The sequence below is a fragment of the Streptomyces sp. NPDC032126 genome (genome assembly GCF_055580085.1).
This window is the reverse complement of the sequence record NZ_JBVIMA010000018.1, coordinates 17,799-33,541: the sequence shown is the minus strand read 5'-3', so window position 1 is coordinate 33,541 and position 15,743 is coordinate 17,799. Positions and strand designations below refer to the sequence as shown.

Genomic DNA, 15,743 nt, shown 5'->3' with positions numbered 1-15,743 from the left:
GCCCGCGCTGTAACTGCCTTTGCGGGAAAACAGAAGGGGCGGGGTCGGAGAGCGTTTCGTGCCGATGTTCAACCCCCCGAAGGACCGCCCGCGACCGACCGGCCGCTGATACTGACGGTCGGCTGGTGGCTGCGGGACTGCACGGTCCTGGACGCGGTACACGAACGGCTGCACCGCCGCTCCGGCGACACCATCGAACTAATCGTCGTCACCCGGCAGGCCCGCACCCGGCCCTGGCACTTCGCGGCCCGCATTCTGGAAGGCGTCAGCGAGCAGACCCTGACCGGCCCGTACCGGCGGGCCACCGCGATGCTGCCGCTTAAGGACGCCACCGCCAACAACGCGCTGCGGGAGGCGATGGCCCGCGGCACCCCGGTCGACACCAGCGGAATCCGCCACTATGCGGGCCCCAGCCAGCAGCCCACCTCAGAGCAGAAAGCCGACTACTTCAACACCCCTCCAGCGCCCACCCCGAGCCCTTCAACCCGTTGTGCGGCTGCGGCGTGTGCTGCCCCGTCACGGCGCCCGGCGAGGTGGTGGTGCTGTCCCAGGGCGATCCCCGGGAGTCCTGCGATCCGCGGCCCGCCGACGACCCCCTGCTCATCGTCTCCGCCCCGGCGGCTGACCGACCGGCCCCTCAAGGAAAATCGTGCTCAGGCGGCGATGCCGAGTTCAGTGCGGGTGCGGTGGATGAACGCGCGAACGGCCGGCTCGCGGCGCCAGGGGGCGAGGGCGGTGTTGAACTCGCGGACATAGTCCTTGGCCCGGGTGGACTGGACGCGGGCGAGGATGTCCACGGAACGGTTGCCCAGGTCGAGGCCCTGGTCGAGCTGGCGGGCCTGGAGGTGAGCGGTCCCGACGATCGCGAGCCGCATGCCGACCGAGCGGGTGAACACCCCGGACGGCATGGCGGCGGCCTGCTGGTTCCAGGCCAGGGCGGCCTTGGGGTTCTTCAGGTCGCGGAAGACCTCGGCGGCGTCCGCGGAGAGCCTCGCATGGTGATAGAAGTCGATCCAGGCCGGCTCGTCGCCCATGCTCTGGTCAGCCTGGCTGATGAGGTCCTCGGACGCGGCCAGAGCGCGTGAGGCGGCCCTGGCGTTCCTTTCACGGGCATGGGCCCGGGCCTCGATCAGCTTGGTGAACGCCAGCACCCTGGGGGCGGCCTGGCCCTTGGCTCGTTCGAAGGCTCCCTGGGCCATGTCGACGGCCTCGGAGGGGAAGCCCCGCAGCAAGGACTGCATCGCCATCGTGGTCAGGACATAGCAGCCCAGTTCGACGTCTCCGCCCGCGCGGGCCAGGCGGAGGGCCTGAATGAAGTGCCTTTGGGCGACGTCGTGCTGACCGACGTCGAACGCGGTCCACCCGGCCAGCCGCGAGAGCTCGGAGGTCACCGAGAACAGGTCCCGGCCGACCGCGTCGGTGAACGAGCCCCGCAGCAGTGGGGCCGCACGCTCCTGCAGGCAGACGGCGACCGAGTTGGCCTTCCAGTTCCCGCCGCCGTATTTCGAGTCCCAGCGGCGGGCCTCGTCGGCCGCGTCACGGAGTTCTTCCAGGTCAGCGCGGCCGACCCTCTTGCCGCCGGCCATGTCGGCGGCCTCGTCGGCGGGGGTGACCAGCCAGCGGGTCACGGGGGTGGTGAACGCGGACACGGCGAAACCGGATCCGGTTAAGAAGTCGCGGCGGTTCACGAAACTCCAGAACGAGGTGGCCACTTCGACCGCATCACCGCGGTCCCGCGGGAAATCCAACCCCACATCCGCGTCCGGTGTCTCCGCATCGCCCATACCGATTTCGGACAGAGACACCGGTCGGCCGAGCCGTTCGCCGATGGCCTGCGCGAGGAGGGTCGGTACCGGCCACTTGGGGACCATGCCCCGCTGGCACCAGTTCGCGATGGACGTGTGTGAGTAGTCCGTCTCCAGCCCCGCCTGCTGGGCGAGCTGGTTGACCCGCAGGGCTAAGGACTTGTGGCTCGCGCCGCAGGTCTCGATGAGCCGGGCCAGGTCCGCGTTCGGCGGACGCTTCCGACGGCTGGTCGACGCCACCAGAATCCCCTCTTCCTCCAGGTCAGCAACGGGTTGGGCCGCTGACGAGGAAACGCCACGGTGCCGGTTCGCGCGAGTGGGCACATTCAGCCGCACGGCTTCCGGCCGGGTCGGGCAAGGACGGCTGTCCTCCGCCACGGGACACCGAGGGTATTGCCCTGCGGACCCTGGGTGAACCGGTTTCGCGAGTTGTGAGCCCCCGTGCGAGCCCTCCCTGGCATGAGGGCCCGGCGGGTGTGATGAGGGCACAGGCCGCCGCCGGGACGCCGGGAAGGGGCTCCCGGCGGCGACCGCCGCCAGGCACCACGACTTCACGCTCGGGGGTGAACCAGATGTGCGGAATCGCAGGACTGGCCGGAGGCGACGCTCTCCGGCACGAGAAGACCGTCGCCGCGATGGGCGACTCGCAGCACTACCGCGGCCCGGACGGCACTATGCATGCCGCCGCCCGGGACGGGCGGGCGGTGCTGGCCATGAACACCCTCCTCATCGTCGACCCGCAGGCCATGCCTGGCCCCTACCTCGACCGGGACACCGGGATCCTGCTGGCCTTCAACGGGGAGATCTACAACTGGCGCCAGCAGGCCGCCGCTTGGGGCATCGAGATCAGCGAGCGGGAGTCGGACGCCCACTTCCTGCTGCGGGCCTGGGCCAGGATCGGCCCGGCCTGCCTGGACGGACTGGACGGCATGTTCGCAGTCTCCGTCTATGACCCCCGGACCGCGAAGCTGTTCCTGGCCCGCGACCGGCTCGGGGAGAAGCCGCTCTACTGGCGCCTGGACGGCGGCCGGCTCGCGTTCGCCTCCGAGGTCACCACGCTGATCGGCTACGGACCGGCCCCGCTGGTCTTACGGCCCGAGGTCACCGCGATCGAGACCCCCGTCGGGGTCGACACCCCGTTCCAGGGCATCCAGCTGCTGGCCCCGGCCGCCCTGCTGTCCTTCGACGTCACCACCGGCTCGATCGACCAGATGACCTGGTGGCACCTGGAGGACCGGGCCCCCTACGCCGGCACCTACGACGAGGCCCTGGCCAGGTTCTCCACGATCCTGGCCGAGCAGATCCCGTTGCGGTCCCCGGGCTGCGACTTCGCCCTCCTCCTCTCCGGCGGGCTGGACTCGGCGGTGCTGGCCTACCTGATGCGGCCCCCCGTCTGCGTCACGGTCCGTTACCCGGGCCAGGACCGCCTGGACGAGTCCTCCACCGCCGCGGCCATCGCCCGGGACATCAAGGCCGAACTGGTGGTGGTCGAACCGGACCATCGCGACTTCACCCGGGCCCTGCCGCAGATGATGCGGGCCCTGGACTACCCCATGGGGAACGCGTCCACGTTCTCCGAGTACATGGCCTACCGGAAGATCGCCGGCCTCGGCCTGCGGGTCGTGATTGGCGGGCTCGGGCCGGACGAGTTCCTGATGGGCTACGTCCGCCAGGCCCTGGTCCTCTTCGGACCCGACGCCGTTCTGAACGCCGGGCTTGACGCCTACCGGCCGCTGGCCGCCAAGCTCATGCACACCGCCGGCGAGTCTCTCGACCCGGCGGAGGCCGTCACCCGGCTCATCCTTCGCGGCCCGGACCCCGACGGCCGCCTCCGCGAACTGGTCGCCGACGCCATGGCCCGCGCCGGCGGGGACCTGGCCCGCAGCCTGACACTGGCGGACCTGGCCACGGCCTGGAGGCCGCTGGTGATGACCAGCGACAAACTCGCCTCCGCCTACGCGCTCGAACGCCGGTCCCCCTACCTCGCCCGTGACCTGGTCGAGCTGTCCTACCGGCTGCCCGTCGACTACAAGATCACCGATCCGGCCCAGGGCAAGCGGATCCTGCGGGACGCGGCCAAGGCCCTGGGCCTGCCCTGCGAGGTCTGGGCCAGCCGGGACAAGCTCGGGTTCGCCTCCCCGGTCCCGTCCTGGCTCAACGACAACCTCGCGGCCTGGGCCGACTCCCAGATCCGCATGGCTCTCACCGACGCCCCGCCTGGATTCCGCCCCCTCCTTCAGGGGGGTTTGCAGCCCGGCGGCCGGTTCGACCGCACCCGCATGCAGGCCCTCATGGCAGCCGCCTGGTTTTCTGACCAGATCGTCCAGGCTGCCTCGTGATCCCCAACTGCCCCACTAGCGTGTCGGAATGCACTCCGACACCACCGCTAGCCCGGAGCCGGGCCCCGCCCGCGGAGCCGTCGCGATCATCACCAACCGCCGCGGCGAACTCCTCCTCCACCTCCGCGATGACCTCCCGAACATCGCCTGGCCCGCCCACTGGAGCCTCCTGGGAGGCGGCTGCGACCCCGGTGAGGCGCCGGCCACCGCGATCGTCCGCGAACTCGACGAAGAAGCCGGACTCACTGCCGGGTGCCTGACCGAGCTGTTCGAGATCACCGACCACCGCGGCTCCGGGCAGATCATCACCTTCTTCTCCGCCCGCTGGGACGGCGATGAGACCGCCCTCCCGCTCGCCGAGGGCGTCAAGCTCCAGTTCTTCGCCCCCGAGCACCTCGGCATCCTCACGATCCCGCCGTTCATCCGGGGCGGGATCCACCGCTATCTGGCCGCCGGGCCCTCCTGATCACCCCGCCCTTCGGGGCGGGCCAAGGGTGGGGCCGCCAGCGGCGGCCCCACACGAAGGGACGACCCTGAGCATGAAGATGACCGTCATCGGATGCGGCTACCTCGGCGCCACCCACGCTGCCTGCATGGCCGAGCTCGGCCACGAGGTCCTGGGCATGGACTCCGACATCGACAAGGTCCACATCCTCAACTCCGGCCGGGCGCCGTTCTTCGAACGCGACCTGGACGGTCTCCTCGCCAAGCACACCGCCTCTGGCCGGCTGAAGTTCACGGCCTCCTACGGCGAGGCCGCCGGCTTCGCGGACCTGCACTTCATCGGGGTGGGCACTCCGCCGCAGGCCGGCAGTGACGCCTACGACCTCACCCACCTCTTCGACGCCGTCCGCCGCCTGGCGCCCGGTCTGAAGGCCCCGGCCGTCGTCGCGGTCAAGTCCACCGTCCCGGTCGGCACCGCACCCCGCGTCGCCGAGATCCTGCACGAGTACGCCCCCGCCGGCGACCTCGTGGAGGTCGCCTGGAACCCCGAGTTCCTCCGCGAGTCCTTCGCAGTCGACGACACCCTCCGACCCGACCGCCTCGTCCTGGGCTTCAACACCGCCCACTCCTGGGCCGAGGCCCTGCTGCGGCAGGCGTTCGAGAAGATCATCGAGTCGGGGACGCCGACGATCGTCACGGACTGGGCCACCGCCGAGCTCGCCAAGGGCGCCGCGAACTCCTTCCTCGGCACCAAGATCTCCTTCATCAACGCAATGGCCGAGGTCTGTGAGAAGTCCGGCGCCAACGTCGCCGAGCTCGCCGACATCCTCGGCCACGACCACCGCATCGGCCGCCACGGCATGCGGCCCGGCCTCGGCTTCGGCGGAGGCTGCCTGCCCAAGGACCTCGCCGGCTTCATCAACCGCGCCGAAGACCTCGACGCCGGCCAAGCCGTCGGCATCCTCCGCGAAGCCGCCGCCGTCAACGCCCGCCGCCGCCAGCGTGTCATCGACCTCGCCCGGGAAGAACTCGGAGGCGACCTGCGGGGCAAGCGGATCACCATCTGGGGCGCCGCTTTCAAGCCTGAGACCGACGACATCCGCGACTCGCCCGCCCTCGCCGTCGCCCAGGCCCTCCACGACCTCGGCGCCACCGTCACCGTCACCGACCCCAAGGCCCTCGACAACGCCCGCAAGCTCCACCCCGAGCTCGACTACGCCGAAGACCCGATCGCCGCCGTCGACGACACTGACCTCCTCCTCCACCTCACCGAGTGGCACCACTTCACCACCATCGACCCCAAGCGGCTCGCCACCCGCACGACCACCCCCAAGGTCATCGACGCCCGCGGCACCCTCAACACCGACCAGTGGCGCGACGCCGGCTGGATCACCCGAACCCTCGGACGCGCCTGACCAAGGGGGCTCGAACGCGGATGGCCCGCCGGCATTGCCTGGCAGGCCATCCGCGTTCGAGCCCCTACTCCAAGACCCGCCGGATGGTCACTGCCAGCGCCTGCTGAGGAGAGGGACCGCCCGCTGCTTTTCGCCAACGTGCTCGGGATGCGGGCACAGCAGAGCGCCCAGGCCAGCTGAATTGGCAGTCATACGGCACTCGGTCACTGCCGGGGAATCGTCACGTTCTCGTCCTGGGAGCCGCGAACCCGGGCCAGCAGACGGTCAATGGCAGGGCGGAGAGGAGCGGATTGCGTCGTGGACGCCCAGGTCTCGATACCCACAGGCTGGCCGCCGTCCCGCTGGATACCTTCAGCCAGGCGCTCGAGGTCCTCTCGGTGGAGCGTGCCGTTGACGAAAAGGTATGCGTGGCAGTCCACCTCTTTCGCTCGTCGGACGAAGATGTCCGAGGCCGCCGCTTGGATGTGACCAGAGCCGTCCAGGGCATACGCGGCGAAGACACCGATCCTGGCGCCGCCGGGCTGCGCCACAAGGACGGCGAGCGGCTCGCCCAGGCCGGCGTTGAGGTGGCGTTCCACGTGCTCGTCCTCGGAACATGCGGCCTCGACAGCTTCGAGGACCCGGTTCTCGAAGACCGAGATCTCCACAGCGTGAACCTCCGGGTCCCGGTCCGACTGCGGGTTGAGTTTCTTGAGGACGCTCAACGTGGCCTGAGCCTGATCGGTCAGCCCGGAACGGGCTTGCTCGGCCGCCTGCCTGCGCAATTCCGCCATCGTGAACTCCCAATCGCCAATGCGTACGCTTTCGATGGTGCGGCCGCTCACGGCCATCAGCAAAAACAGCCCGCCGATCACCACCAAAGTGGCACTACCCGCCTGGTTGTTCGAGACGAAGACCGCTGCCACCCCGGCCCCCGCGAGCACGCTTCCGGCCACCCCGGCCGCAGGCCGCTCCCATCTGTTCAACGGGCCTAAGCGGACAGGGCGCGCTCCATCCTGTGTCCCTGCCGAACTTCCAACACCTCCTGGCATACCTGGATCCTATGGCCGGGTTTGCCGGATCAGCCTCCTGTTCATGACCAACTCCGTTGCAGTCAGCCGAGTTTGGGCCCGCCATGAGGCTGGGAGCAGATCGCAGGGGAGTCCGGGCACAGCCTGACACGGCCACAGCACCGAAAGCCCCCGATCAACTCCACCGAGCAGCTACGAGCCCACGTTGCCGGACTGGTCAGCCCGGCCGCCGCCGTCGAGTTGCTCATCGCCACCGCACCTGGCTTCACCGCACCGACTTCCTTGAGCGCTTCACCGTCATCGGCACCGACTTCGACAACAAAACGATCAGCACCGGCGGGCCCATCACAGGGCATCCCGAGCATTCTGATAGATCAGAGAAACTGAGACCATTGGCACATGGTCGATTCTCCTGAGCAGGACACGCGTCGAGCTGGAACGGATACGTGATGAGGCTGCACAGCAGGTGAAGCGTTGCCACAGAAGGGTACGTTTCTGGGTCTATGTCGATGTGGGCCTTGGGCCCTGCTGCCCTGCTTGCCGAGATCTCGGGAGCCGCGGGCCTGGCTTCGGCGGATGCTCGTATCCCCGCCGCGCTGATCGCCCTGGTCGCCGCTGGGTTCTCGGCAGGGGCGGCCTTCCTCCGCAGCGATACGCGGCGGGTTGCCAACAAACGCGCCCGAAACGCGTGGGCTGGAGTCGAAGCCGAAGCACGTCTGGTTTTGGCAGACAACCTGGATCCAGAAGCTCTGCTGCACCTGCACCAGCCCGATGCCCGCGGACGCAAGGCGGGACACCTCAACTTCGCCCTCGGCCACCTCCCCGAGATCCTCGGTCCGCTCGGCCGGAGCGAGGACGAGCACATGTACGACACCTTGCTTTCACTTCTACGGTTCACCCCCGCGTCGGCGGGGAGCCCATGCGGGGTCGGGATTGAAGACGCCCTGATGCGGTTCACCCCCGCGTCGGCGGGGAGCACGCGCTGCTGCTCGGTGAGGGCGTCCTGCTGGGCAGTTCACCCCCGCGTCGGCGGGGAGCACGACCGTTGCCCGCGCCCGCCAACGGCTCCGCGTGGTTCACCCTCGCGTCGGCGGGGAGCACTTCGGCACCCAGGCGGAGGATCTCGGCAAGGCCGGTTCACCCCCGCGTCGGCGGGGAGCACGTCGACGTGATGCACTCGCAGCAGGGGATGGACGGTTCACCCCCGCGTCGGCGGGGAGCACGAGCTGCTCGGCAAAGGGCCCGTGTCGTCCACCGGTTCACCCCCGCGTCGGCGGGGAGCACTTCACCACGGGCCGGGGCCAGACCCGGCTCAGCGGTTCACCCCCGCGTCGGCGGGGAGCACTGCGCGTCGCGCCCCCGTACGAGCTGTACAAGCGGTTCACCCCCGCGTCGGCGGGGAGCACCAGCCGCGGCCGCTGCCGGAGCAGCCGACGGCCGGTTCACCCCCGCGTCGGCGGGGAGCACGTAGCTGTGGGCGATCCCGGCCTGTCTCGCGCAGGTTCACCCCCGCGTCGGCGGGGAGCACGGACAACGGGAGTGCGCGGTGAGCGAGTACAGCGGTTCACCCCCGCGTCGGCGGGGAGCACATGATCGGCGTGGTCACCGGGTTCACGGTGTCCGGTTCACCCCCGCGTCGGCGGGGAGCACCCGTCCGCAGCCAGCGGATCGTTCGCCATGTTCGGTTCACCCCCGCGTCGGCGGGGAGCACGACGGCAGCCGCGAACTCCAGCAGGCCGCCTCCGGTTCACCCCCGCGTCGGCGGGGAGCACGTCTCCCCCTGTCTCGGTACGTCGAAGTCGAGCGGTTCACCCCCGCGTCGGCGGGGAGCACCTCGACGACGACGGCCGCGTCCCCCTCGTCTACGGTTCACCCCCGCGTCGGCGGGGAGCACGGCGTGAAGGCTGTAGCGGCCTATGACAGGTTCGGTTCACCCCCGCGTCGGCGGGGAGCACGCGGGACAGGGTGGCCACCAGTCGGTCGCCGCCGGTTCACCCCCGCGTCGGCGGGGAGCACTCATCCGATACAGGCGCGGGGCCTCACAACCACGGTTCACCCCCGCGTCGGCGGGGAGCACGTTCCGCAGCGCATTCGCGGCGCCCGCGTAGGCGGTTCACCCCCGCGTCGGCGGGGAGCACGCCGACGATGCGGACGAGGGCGGTGCCGAGGTCGGTTCACCCCCGCGTCGGCGGGGAGCACGGTGGCGGTGAGGTAGGCGTAGATGTGGACGTCGGTTCACCCCCGCGTCGGCGGGGAGCACCGAACCATGGAGAAGGGCGTCTTCCTGGCGTTCGGTTCACCCCCGCGTCGGCGGGGAGCACTGCCGGCCGAGCTGTCCGGTGACGTCGTACTGCGGTTCACCCCCGCGTCGGCGGGGAGCACTCGCCCTCCACCTCACGCTGCACCCAGCGCGGCGGTTCACCCCCGCGTCGGCGGGGAGCACCGGGCACGCAAGATGCTGGGCCGCCGCGGCGCCGGTTCACCCCCGCGTCGGCGGGGAGCACTTCATTCGCTGACCCAGCCTGCGCAGACTCTGCGGTTCACCCCCGCGTCGGCGGGGAGCACCACCACCGCCGCGCCTGCTGGCTGACCGTCTCCGGTTCACCCCCGCGTCGGCGGGGAGCACCTCGAACGCTACGGCTGGGCCCGCTCCCTGGACGGTTCACCCCCGCGTCGGCGGGGAGCACGCCCCCGGTAACCGGGCCTCCATGCAGCGCATCGGTTCACCCCCGCGTCGGCGGGGAGCACGCGACAGCGGCCGCCGCCGTCCACGACGCCTGCGGTTCACCCCCGCGTCGGCGGGGAGCACTCGTCCACCCCGGCCGCCGGCAACGTCAACAGCGGTTCACCCCCGCGTCGGCGGGGAGCACCACCACCGCCGCGCCTGCTGGCTGACCGTCTCCGGTTCACCCCCGCGTCGGCGGGGAGCACCACAGCTCACCTCGCTCACCTGAGAACCAGCATCGGTTCACCCCCGCGTCGGCGGGGAGCACTTCTCGGGCGCGGAAAGGGGGGAGGGGGGAAGCGGTTCACCCCCGCGTCGGCGGGGAGCACGCACCGTCTCGGGGGTGGGGTATGCCGTCCGCCGGTTCACCCCCGCGTCGGCGGGGAGCACGCCGTCCGGAGCCGGCACTTCTCGGCCGCAGTCGGTTCACCCCCGCGTCGGCGGGGAGCACGCCCGCGACGGGATCCTCACCCGCGCTGCCGCCGGTTCACCCCCGCGTCGGCGGGGAGCACAGGTGCGGGTAGGTTCGGTCCTCCTTGAGGGCCGGTTCACCCCCGCGTCGGCGGGGAGCACGCGGCGCATGGAGCTGCTGCAGCTGGCCCTGCAGGTTCACCCCCGCGTCGGCGGGGAGCACCTGCGCGCGCTGGCCGGCGAGGCCCTGGCACGGCGGGTTCACCCCCGCGTCGGCGGGGAGCACGCGGTCTTCAGCTCGGCCTTCGCGGTGGCCAGCGGTTCACCCCCGCGTCGGCGGGGAGCACGGGGCGGTGCTTCGCGCCAGCCTCGCTCGCGGCGGTTCACCCCCGCGTCGGCGGGGAGCACGAGTACCTGCACCTGGTCTGTCCCGGCGTCACCGGTTCACCCCCGCGTCGGCGGGGAGCACGGCAGGTGCGGGTGGTGCGGTTCCCGGCGCGCGGGTTCACCCCCGCGTCGGCGGGGAGCACGGGGCGGTGGCCGTTGCGGATGGTGTCGAGGGCGGTTCACCCCCGCGTCGGCGGGGAGCACCGTGCGGCCGCGCCGGACCGTGGTCAGCTCGTCGGTTCACCCCCGCGTCGGCGGGGAGCACCCGTTCCGCATCCGCCGCAGGAACCCTTCCAGCGGTTCACCCCCGCGTCGGCGGGGAGCACTGTACGGCGATGCCGAAGCCGGGTCCGGAGGTCGGTTCACCCCCGCGTCGGCGGGGAGCACCGGCGTTGCTCCTCGACGCGGGCCTTGTGCGCCGGTTCACCCCCGCGTCGGCGGGGAGCACGGTGTCGAGGGCGTCGGCGAGTTCGATTGCGGCGGTTCACCCCCGCGTCGGCGGGGAGCACGGCTTCCAGTCCGGCGTGAACAAGGCCGACGACGGTTCACCCCCGCGTCGGCGGGGAGCACGTGTGGCCCAGCCGGTACAGGTCGGCGGCCTGCGGTTCACCCCCGCGTCGGCGGGGAGCACACTTCGTGACCTGCACTCTAGCTATCGATTTGCCGTTTCTTTGCCGTGTTGGGTTTTTGAGGGACTCCTGTCATTCGGATGAGGGTGAGGCCGTCGAAGTCGATGGGGATGCGGCGGCGGGTTCCTGCCGTACGGATGGCGTAGCCCTGTTCCGTTGGGGCGGGATGGATGAGGACAGCAGCGCCGTCTCCGACGACGTCTGCGACGTTGTTCCAGAGTTGGTCGCGGACACGTGCGGAGACGGCGCCGACGAAAATGCCAGGAACGACTTCGGTGGTCCATCTGCTCAGGGCGCCGCGGAGGTGGTCGGGGACGGCTGTGGTGGCGATGACGAGCATGGAGGGCATGTCAGCCTCCGTCCGGGGCGTAGTTCACGCCCGCAGGAAGGGGCCCGGTCTTCGGGTCCCAGAGGTGGACGAGGCGAATGTCGTGACGCTCGGGGAGGTCCTCGTCCGCAGCATCGGTGGAGGGCATGAGGAGGTCTTGGACGTCGTGGACGATGCGCGGCAGGAGTTTGATGAGGCGGAGGTCTTCGCGGAATTTGCGGCGGGCTTCTTGTTCGGGGTTGGGCGTTTGGTGCAGGGAGAAGGCGAGAGGGAGGGTGGTGTCGGCTTTGTAGAGGTCGGCGATGTCGTAGACGAAGGCGTGCTGGGCGCCGGTGTGGACGAAACCCAGGGCGGGTGAGCAGCCCAGGGCGAGGAGTGCGGCGTGGATGATGCCGTACAGGCAGGTGTTGGCTGCGGACAGGGCGAGGTTGACGGGGTCTTGCTGGTGCCACTGGTCGGGGTGGTAGTTGCGGCGGAAGCGGCCGATGCCGTGTTTTTGGGCGAGGAGTTTGTAGAGGGCTTTCATGCGCTGGCCCTCCATGCCGCGTAGTTGGGCAAGGGTGGTGCCGTCGGGGACGGTGTCTTCACCGAAGCGTTTTTCGTACATGCGGGTGGCGACGTCGAGCCGTTGGTGGGGGTCGGCCCAGGCGTTGACCTGTTGCTCGAGCCAGTGGGTGGTCAGGGAGTCGGGGAGGATGCCGGCGTAGGCGCGTACGCCGCCTGATCCTGTGCATACGACGCTGGTGCCGTGGCGGGCGAGGGTGGCCAGGGCGCGGGTGGTGATGGATACGCCGGGGCCGAGGAGGAGGCAGGTGAGTGCGGCGGTGGGGATGTAGACGGTGTCGGTGCGGTGGTCGTCGGTCTTGATCTGGGCGCACACGCCGGTGTCGTCCTGCACGACGCGGACCATGTCGAGGTAGAGGAAGGAGAGGGAGTCCGCGATGCGCGGAAGCATGGCGAGGGTGGGTGCGGCCAGGCGTTTGCGTGCCTGGCCGCCGGTGCTTGGTGGCGTCATGGGGTGGTTGCGGGGGCGAGGCTGAGCAGTCCTGCGCCATAGGACTTGGCCCGGCCGATGCCGGTCAGAATGGCCGTGGTGAGGGCGTCGGGGTCGGTGACGGTGGCGGTGCCGTCGTAGCGGATCAGGTGGTGGCGGATGGGCGGGGCGTTCTTTGCGTAGGAGCGTGCCGGGGTGATGGGCGTGGGCAGGAGTGTGCTGAGCTGGAGGCCTGCTGCGGTGGCGCGGTGGGTCCACCACTGGTCAGCGTCCGGTCCGGTGAGCGGGGTGCGTTTGCCGCGTTGGCCTTTGGCTTCGAGGGGCAGGCGTTCGGTTTTTGCCGGGTTGACGGTGATGCGGTACCGGACGGCGAGCCCTTCTTTGAGGGCATCGAACATGGGGGTGAGGTTTTTGACGTCGCTGTGGCCGTAGCCGTCAGGCAGGCGGGCGATCTGCAGGTTGTCGGCCTGAACGAGGAGGGTGCTGGTGGTGTCGGTCTCGTCGAGGCGGTAGAGCAGTCCGGCGGTGTGGCGGGGGGAGGTGCCGAGGCCGTCGGGCACCAGCCGCATGAGGGTGCGGTGCATGTGGGTGGCATCGCGCAGGTCGCGTTGGACAGCCCGGTTGTGGACGTTGAGGCGGATGCGGGCGAGCGCCGCGCGTGGACTCATGCGGGTTCCTTCGTGGCGTAGTCGATGAGCTGCTGGTGCAGGGTGTGCGGGTTGGCTGCGAGGCGGGCGGGGAGGTGTTCGAGGGTGCGGTAGAGGGTGCGGCGGTCGTGGTGGCGGCCGTGGGGGGCGAAGCAGCGTGGGATGTCCTGGACGGTGAGCCGATCTGCCCCGTGGGCGGAGCGGTTGGGGTGTTCCCACAGGAAGGTGGCCGTGAGGGTGCCGTTGTGCGGGGCGGGCCGGGCGGGATCGGGGGTGAGCGGTACCTGCTCCAGCAATTCCCTGACCGGGTCGGGGCTGTGGGTGCGCAGCAGGAGCGGTTCGTCGGGCACGCAGGAGCGCCGGCCCAGGTAGGGCGCCCAGTGGGGCTGGTGCAGGGCGTCGGCGATGCGGGAGGTGGTGTGGTCGGGGCCGGTGACGGCGATGACGAATGCGGCATCGGCGAGGTAGTGGCGGCGGGTGATGACGGCCGCCCCCTTGTGGCTGCCGCCGCTGGTGGCTGCGGTCAGGTGAGGGGGCCGGCCGCCTCCGACGGTGTGGTAGTCGACCAGCTGGAGCCCGGGCCGGTCGATACGGATGGTGAACTGCAGGTCCTCGTAGCGTGCCAGGGCCGTGGTGTCGTGCCGTGTCGTGCCGTGTGCTGCGGCGAACATGCCGATCAGGGCTGAGCGGGTGGGGAAGGGGGCGGTGTCCCGGTCGGGGGTGAAGGCCGAACGTTCGCCCCAGGACTGCAGGGGGCCGGCCAGCCGCAGGATCAGTCCGCTCATGCCTGGGTCCCAGCCATGGCCGCGTCGAGGGCGGCGTCGATGAGGTCGTAGAAGGAGGGATGCGCCGCGCCCAGTGCGCTCAGGTCCACGGCCTCGTCGTCGACGGCGGCGTGGCCGTGGAAGGGGCGGTGGCGTTGGCCCGTGAGGCGGTTGAGGTCGTTGGCGTAGGCGGCCAGTGCCCTGCGGGAGGCCCGGGCGAATCCGCCGTCGCTGTGCTTGACGGGAGTCTCGTAGGCCGCGGCCAGGGACAGGGGCCGCTGGGTGCGCACGGCGAGGTAGGCGAGGTCGGGGACGGTGTGGGGGGCGGTGCTGTTCTTCTTCGCCTGCGGCAGGGAGAGCAGGAAGTGCTCGGCGAACGAGCCGAGGACGGTGCGGGCCGCCTTGTCGTCGCCGTCGAGGTTGGCGAGCAGGTCGGTGACGTTGACGGTGGCGTAGCGGTAGAACACGCCGGCGCTGAACTCGCTGGTGTCCAGGTGGCCGCTGCCGGTGTCGGCCTGGCCGAGCCAGTCGTCGACGGCCGTGAAGTAGTCGCGCTGCGGCTCGGCGGCGTGCGTGGTGAAGGCGTGGGCGACCTGGGCGGCGCCGTCCACATTGGCGCCGGGCAGCTCGGCCAGCATCCGGCCGAGGAGACTGATGGAGGCGGTGCGCCGTTTGAGGATCTCCTCGATTGCGTCGGTCGGCAGGACCTGCCCGGGCTTTTTCTTCGTCAGGTTCTGCTCCAGCTGCTCGCGGTGCTCCATGCAGAGGGCGACGAGTTCGGCCAGGCCGCTTTCCGGAAGGAACAGCAGCACCGAGGTGTGCCCCTCCTTCTCCGTGCCGATGCCCTTCTTGCCGGCGCTCGCGGCGACCTGGCCTCCCGCGAACTCGGCCAGCTCCCTGGGCCAGCCCGCCCGTTCCAGGGCCTGGCGGACCTTGACGGGCACCAGGCGGGTGCGGGCGGCCTTCTGTCCCAGGTCGTGCTCGACGCCGTGGCGGATGACCCGCTTCCAGGACTGGCTGGAGACGCGGATGCGGGGCGTGTTGCCGTAGCGGACGGTCTTGGGTGAGCCGAGGTCGTCGCGGTTGAGGTTGGCGGCCGGCACCGACTGAAGAGCGTTCAGGTCGAGGAATAGGGACATCAGTTGTTCTCCTCGTGCAGTTCGCAGGTCACACGGGTGGGAGTGTCAGTGGTGGGGTCGTCACCGGCCGGGGCCTGGTCTGCCTCTACAGCGGCGGAGCGGTAGTAGCTCTCCAGCCAGCGGGTCACGATGCGGTCGCGGTAGCGGTCCCACCAGGTGAGGTCTTCCAGAAGGGCGGCCCAGTCGACGGGGACGCCGCCGGCCAGCAGGTGCCGGGTCAGTGCGGGCAGGCGTGCGTGGAGGGCCTCGCTGCTCTGCCGGGCGAACAGGTGCAGGTCTCCCTCGGCGGAGTCGGGTTTGATCACGCGCGCGTTGACCGCGGCGGCCAGGCTCGCACCGAGGTTGGCCCGCACCGGGGCTGTGCCGGCGCTCTGCGCGCTCGCGGACCTTTCGGCGTCAGCGGTACGGGCCGGCCTGGGACGCGCGGCAATCAGTGCGGCCACCGCGTAGTGGGCACGGCGGGCATGAGGGTGCAGGTCCTCGGGCAAGCGGCGTACCAGGTGGCGGTGCATGAAGTTGCAGCGCTGAACGGGCCGACCGAGGCCGGTGCGCAGTTCGGCCTGGATCCGCTTGTTGCCGCAGAGCTTGATCACGTAGGTGACGAAGGCGTCCGCCGCCTGCGATGAACGCTGTGGCGTGGCCGGCGGCGGGGAGGACGGCGGCGTGGGTGTGGTGGTCATGACGGAAATTCCTCGACGTGTGAGGT

The 15,743-nt window shown here is 70.6% G+C and carries 11 protein-coding genes and 1 CRISPR repeat array; of the genes, 3 read left to right on the top strand and 8 right to left on the bottom strand.

Annotation, left to right across the window (positions count from 1 at the left end; genetic code table 11):
• Positions 1-653: 653 nt before the first annotated feature.
• Positions 654-2,045, bottom strand: a complete 1,392-nt coding sequence (locus ACZ5NW_RS37100) for a sporulation protein (protein WP_468748461.1) — start codon at positions 2,043-2,045, stop codon at positions 654-656.
• Positions 2,046-2,377: 332 nt separating this feature from the next.
• Here ACZ5NW_RS37100 and ACZ5NW_RS37095 point away from each other — a divergent pair, with 332 nt between their 5' ends.
• The 3 genes from ACZ5NW_RS37095 to ACZ5NW_RS37085 all read left to right on the top strand — a co-directional run bounded on the left by ACZ5NW_RS37095 (position 2,378) and on the right by ACZ5NW_RS37085 (position 6,003).
• Positions 2,378-4,144, top strand: a complete 1,767-nt coding sequence (locus tag ACZ5NW_RS37095; protein WP_468748460.1) for an asparagine synthetase B family protein — start codon at positions 2,378-2,380, stop codon at positions 4,142-4,144.
• Positions 4,145-4,172: 28 nt separating this feature from the next.
• Positions 4,173-4,610 (top strand): NUDIX domain-containing protein, encoded by a 438-nt coding sequence (locus ACZ5NW_RS37090; RefSeq protein ID WP_468748459.1) that lies wholly within the window; start codon positions 4,173-4,175, stop codon positions 4,608-4,610.
• A 73-nt stretch (positions 4,611-4,683) separates the two neighbouring features.
• Complete coding sequence (locus ACZ5NW_RS37085) at positions 4,684-6,003, top strand: UDP-glucose dehydrogenase family protein (protein ID WP_468748458.1); 1,320 nt, start codon at positions 4,684-4,686, stop codon at positions 6,001-6,003.
• A 203-nt stretch (positions 6,004-6,206) separates the two neighbouring features.
• On the opposite strand, the gene ACZ5NW_RS37080 is transcribed toward ACZ5NW_RS37085, so the two are convergent.
• From ACZ5NW_RS37080 to casB, 7 genes are all read right to left on the bottom strand, one after another.
• Complete coding sequence (locus ACZ5NW_RS37080; RefSeq protein ID WP_468748457.1) at positions 6,207-6,908, bottom strand: hypothetical protein; 702 nt, start codon at positions 6,906-6,908, stop codon at positions 6,207-6,209.
• A gap of 995 nt (positions 6,909-7,903) precedes the next feature.
• Positions 7,904-11,167: a CRISPR direct-repeat array (repeat unit 29 nt; unit sequence CGGTTCACCCCCGCGTCGGCGGGGAGCAC).
• A 17-nt stretch (positions 11,168-11,184) separates the two neighbouring features.
• On the bottom strand, positions 11,185-11,514 hold the full coding sequence (cas2e, locus tag ACZ5NW_RS37075) for a type I-E CRISPR-associated endoribonuclease Cas2e (RefSeq protein ID WP_468748456.1): 330 nt from the start codon (positions 11,512-11,514) through the stop codon (positions 11,185-11,187).
• A gap of 1 nt (position 11,515) precedes the next feature.
• Positions 11,516-12,448, bottom strand: coding sequence for a type I-E CRISPR-associated endonuclease Cas1e (gene cas1e, locus ACZ5NW_RS37070; RefSeq protein WP_468748463.1), 933 nt, complete (start codon positions 12,446-12,448; stop codon positions 11,516-11,518).
• Positions 12,449-12,504: 56 nt separating this feature from the next.
• Entirely contained in the window at positions 12,505-13,155 is a 651-nt protein-coding gene (gene cas6e, locus ACZ5NW_RS37065) for a type I-E CRISPR-associated protein Cas6/Cse3/CasE (RefSeq protein WP_468748455.1), read from the bottom strand.
• A complete protein-coding gene (gene cas5e / locus ACZ5NW_RS37060; protein WP_468748454.1) occupies positions 13,152-13,919 on the bottom strand; it encodes a type I-E CRISPR-associated protein Cas5/CasD in 768 nt (255 codons plus the stop codon). Before cas5e ends, cas6e begins: the two co-directional genes overlap by 4 nt.
• Positions 13,916-15,037, bottom strand: a complete 1,122-nt coding sequence (gene cas7e, locus ACZ5NW_RS37055) for a type I-E CRISPR-associated protein Cas7/Cse4/CasC (protein WP_468748453.1) — start codon at positions 15,035-15,037, stop codon at positions 13,916-13,918. Before cas7e ends, cas5e begins: the two co-directional genes overlap by 4 nt.
• Positions 15,037-15,717 carry a type I-E CRISPR-associated protein Cse2/CasB gene (gene casB, locus ACZ5NW_RS37050; protein ID WP_468748452.1) on the bottom strand — a complete coding sequence of 227 codons (681 nt, stop codon included), beginning with the start codon at positions 15,715-15,717 and terminating at the stop codon, positions 15,037-15,039. The genes cas7e and casB overlap by 1 nt, the downstream gene beginning before the upstream one ends.
• Between the last annotated feature and the right edge of the window lie 26 nt (positions 15,718-15,743).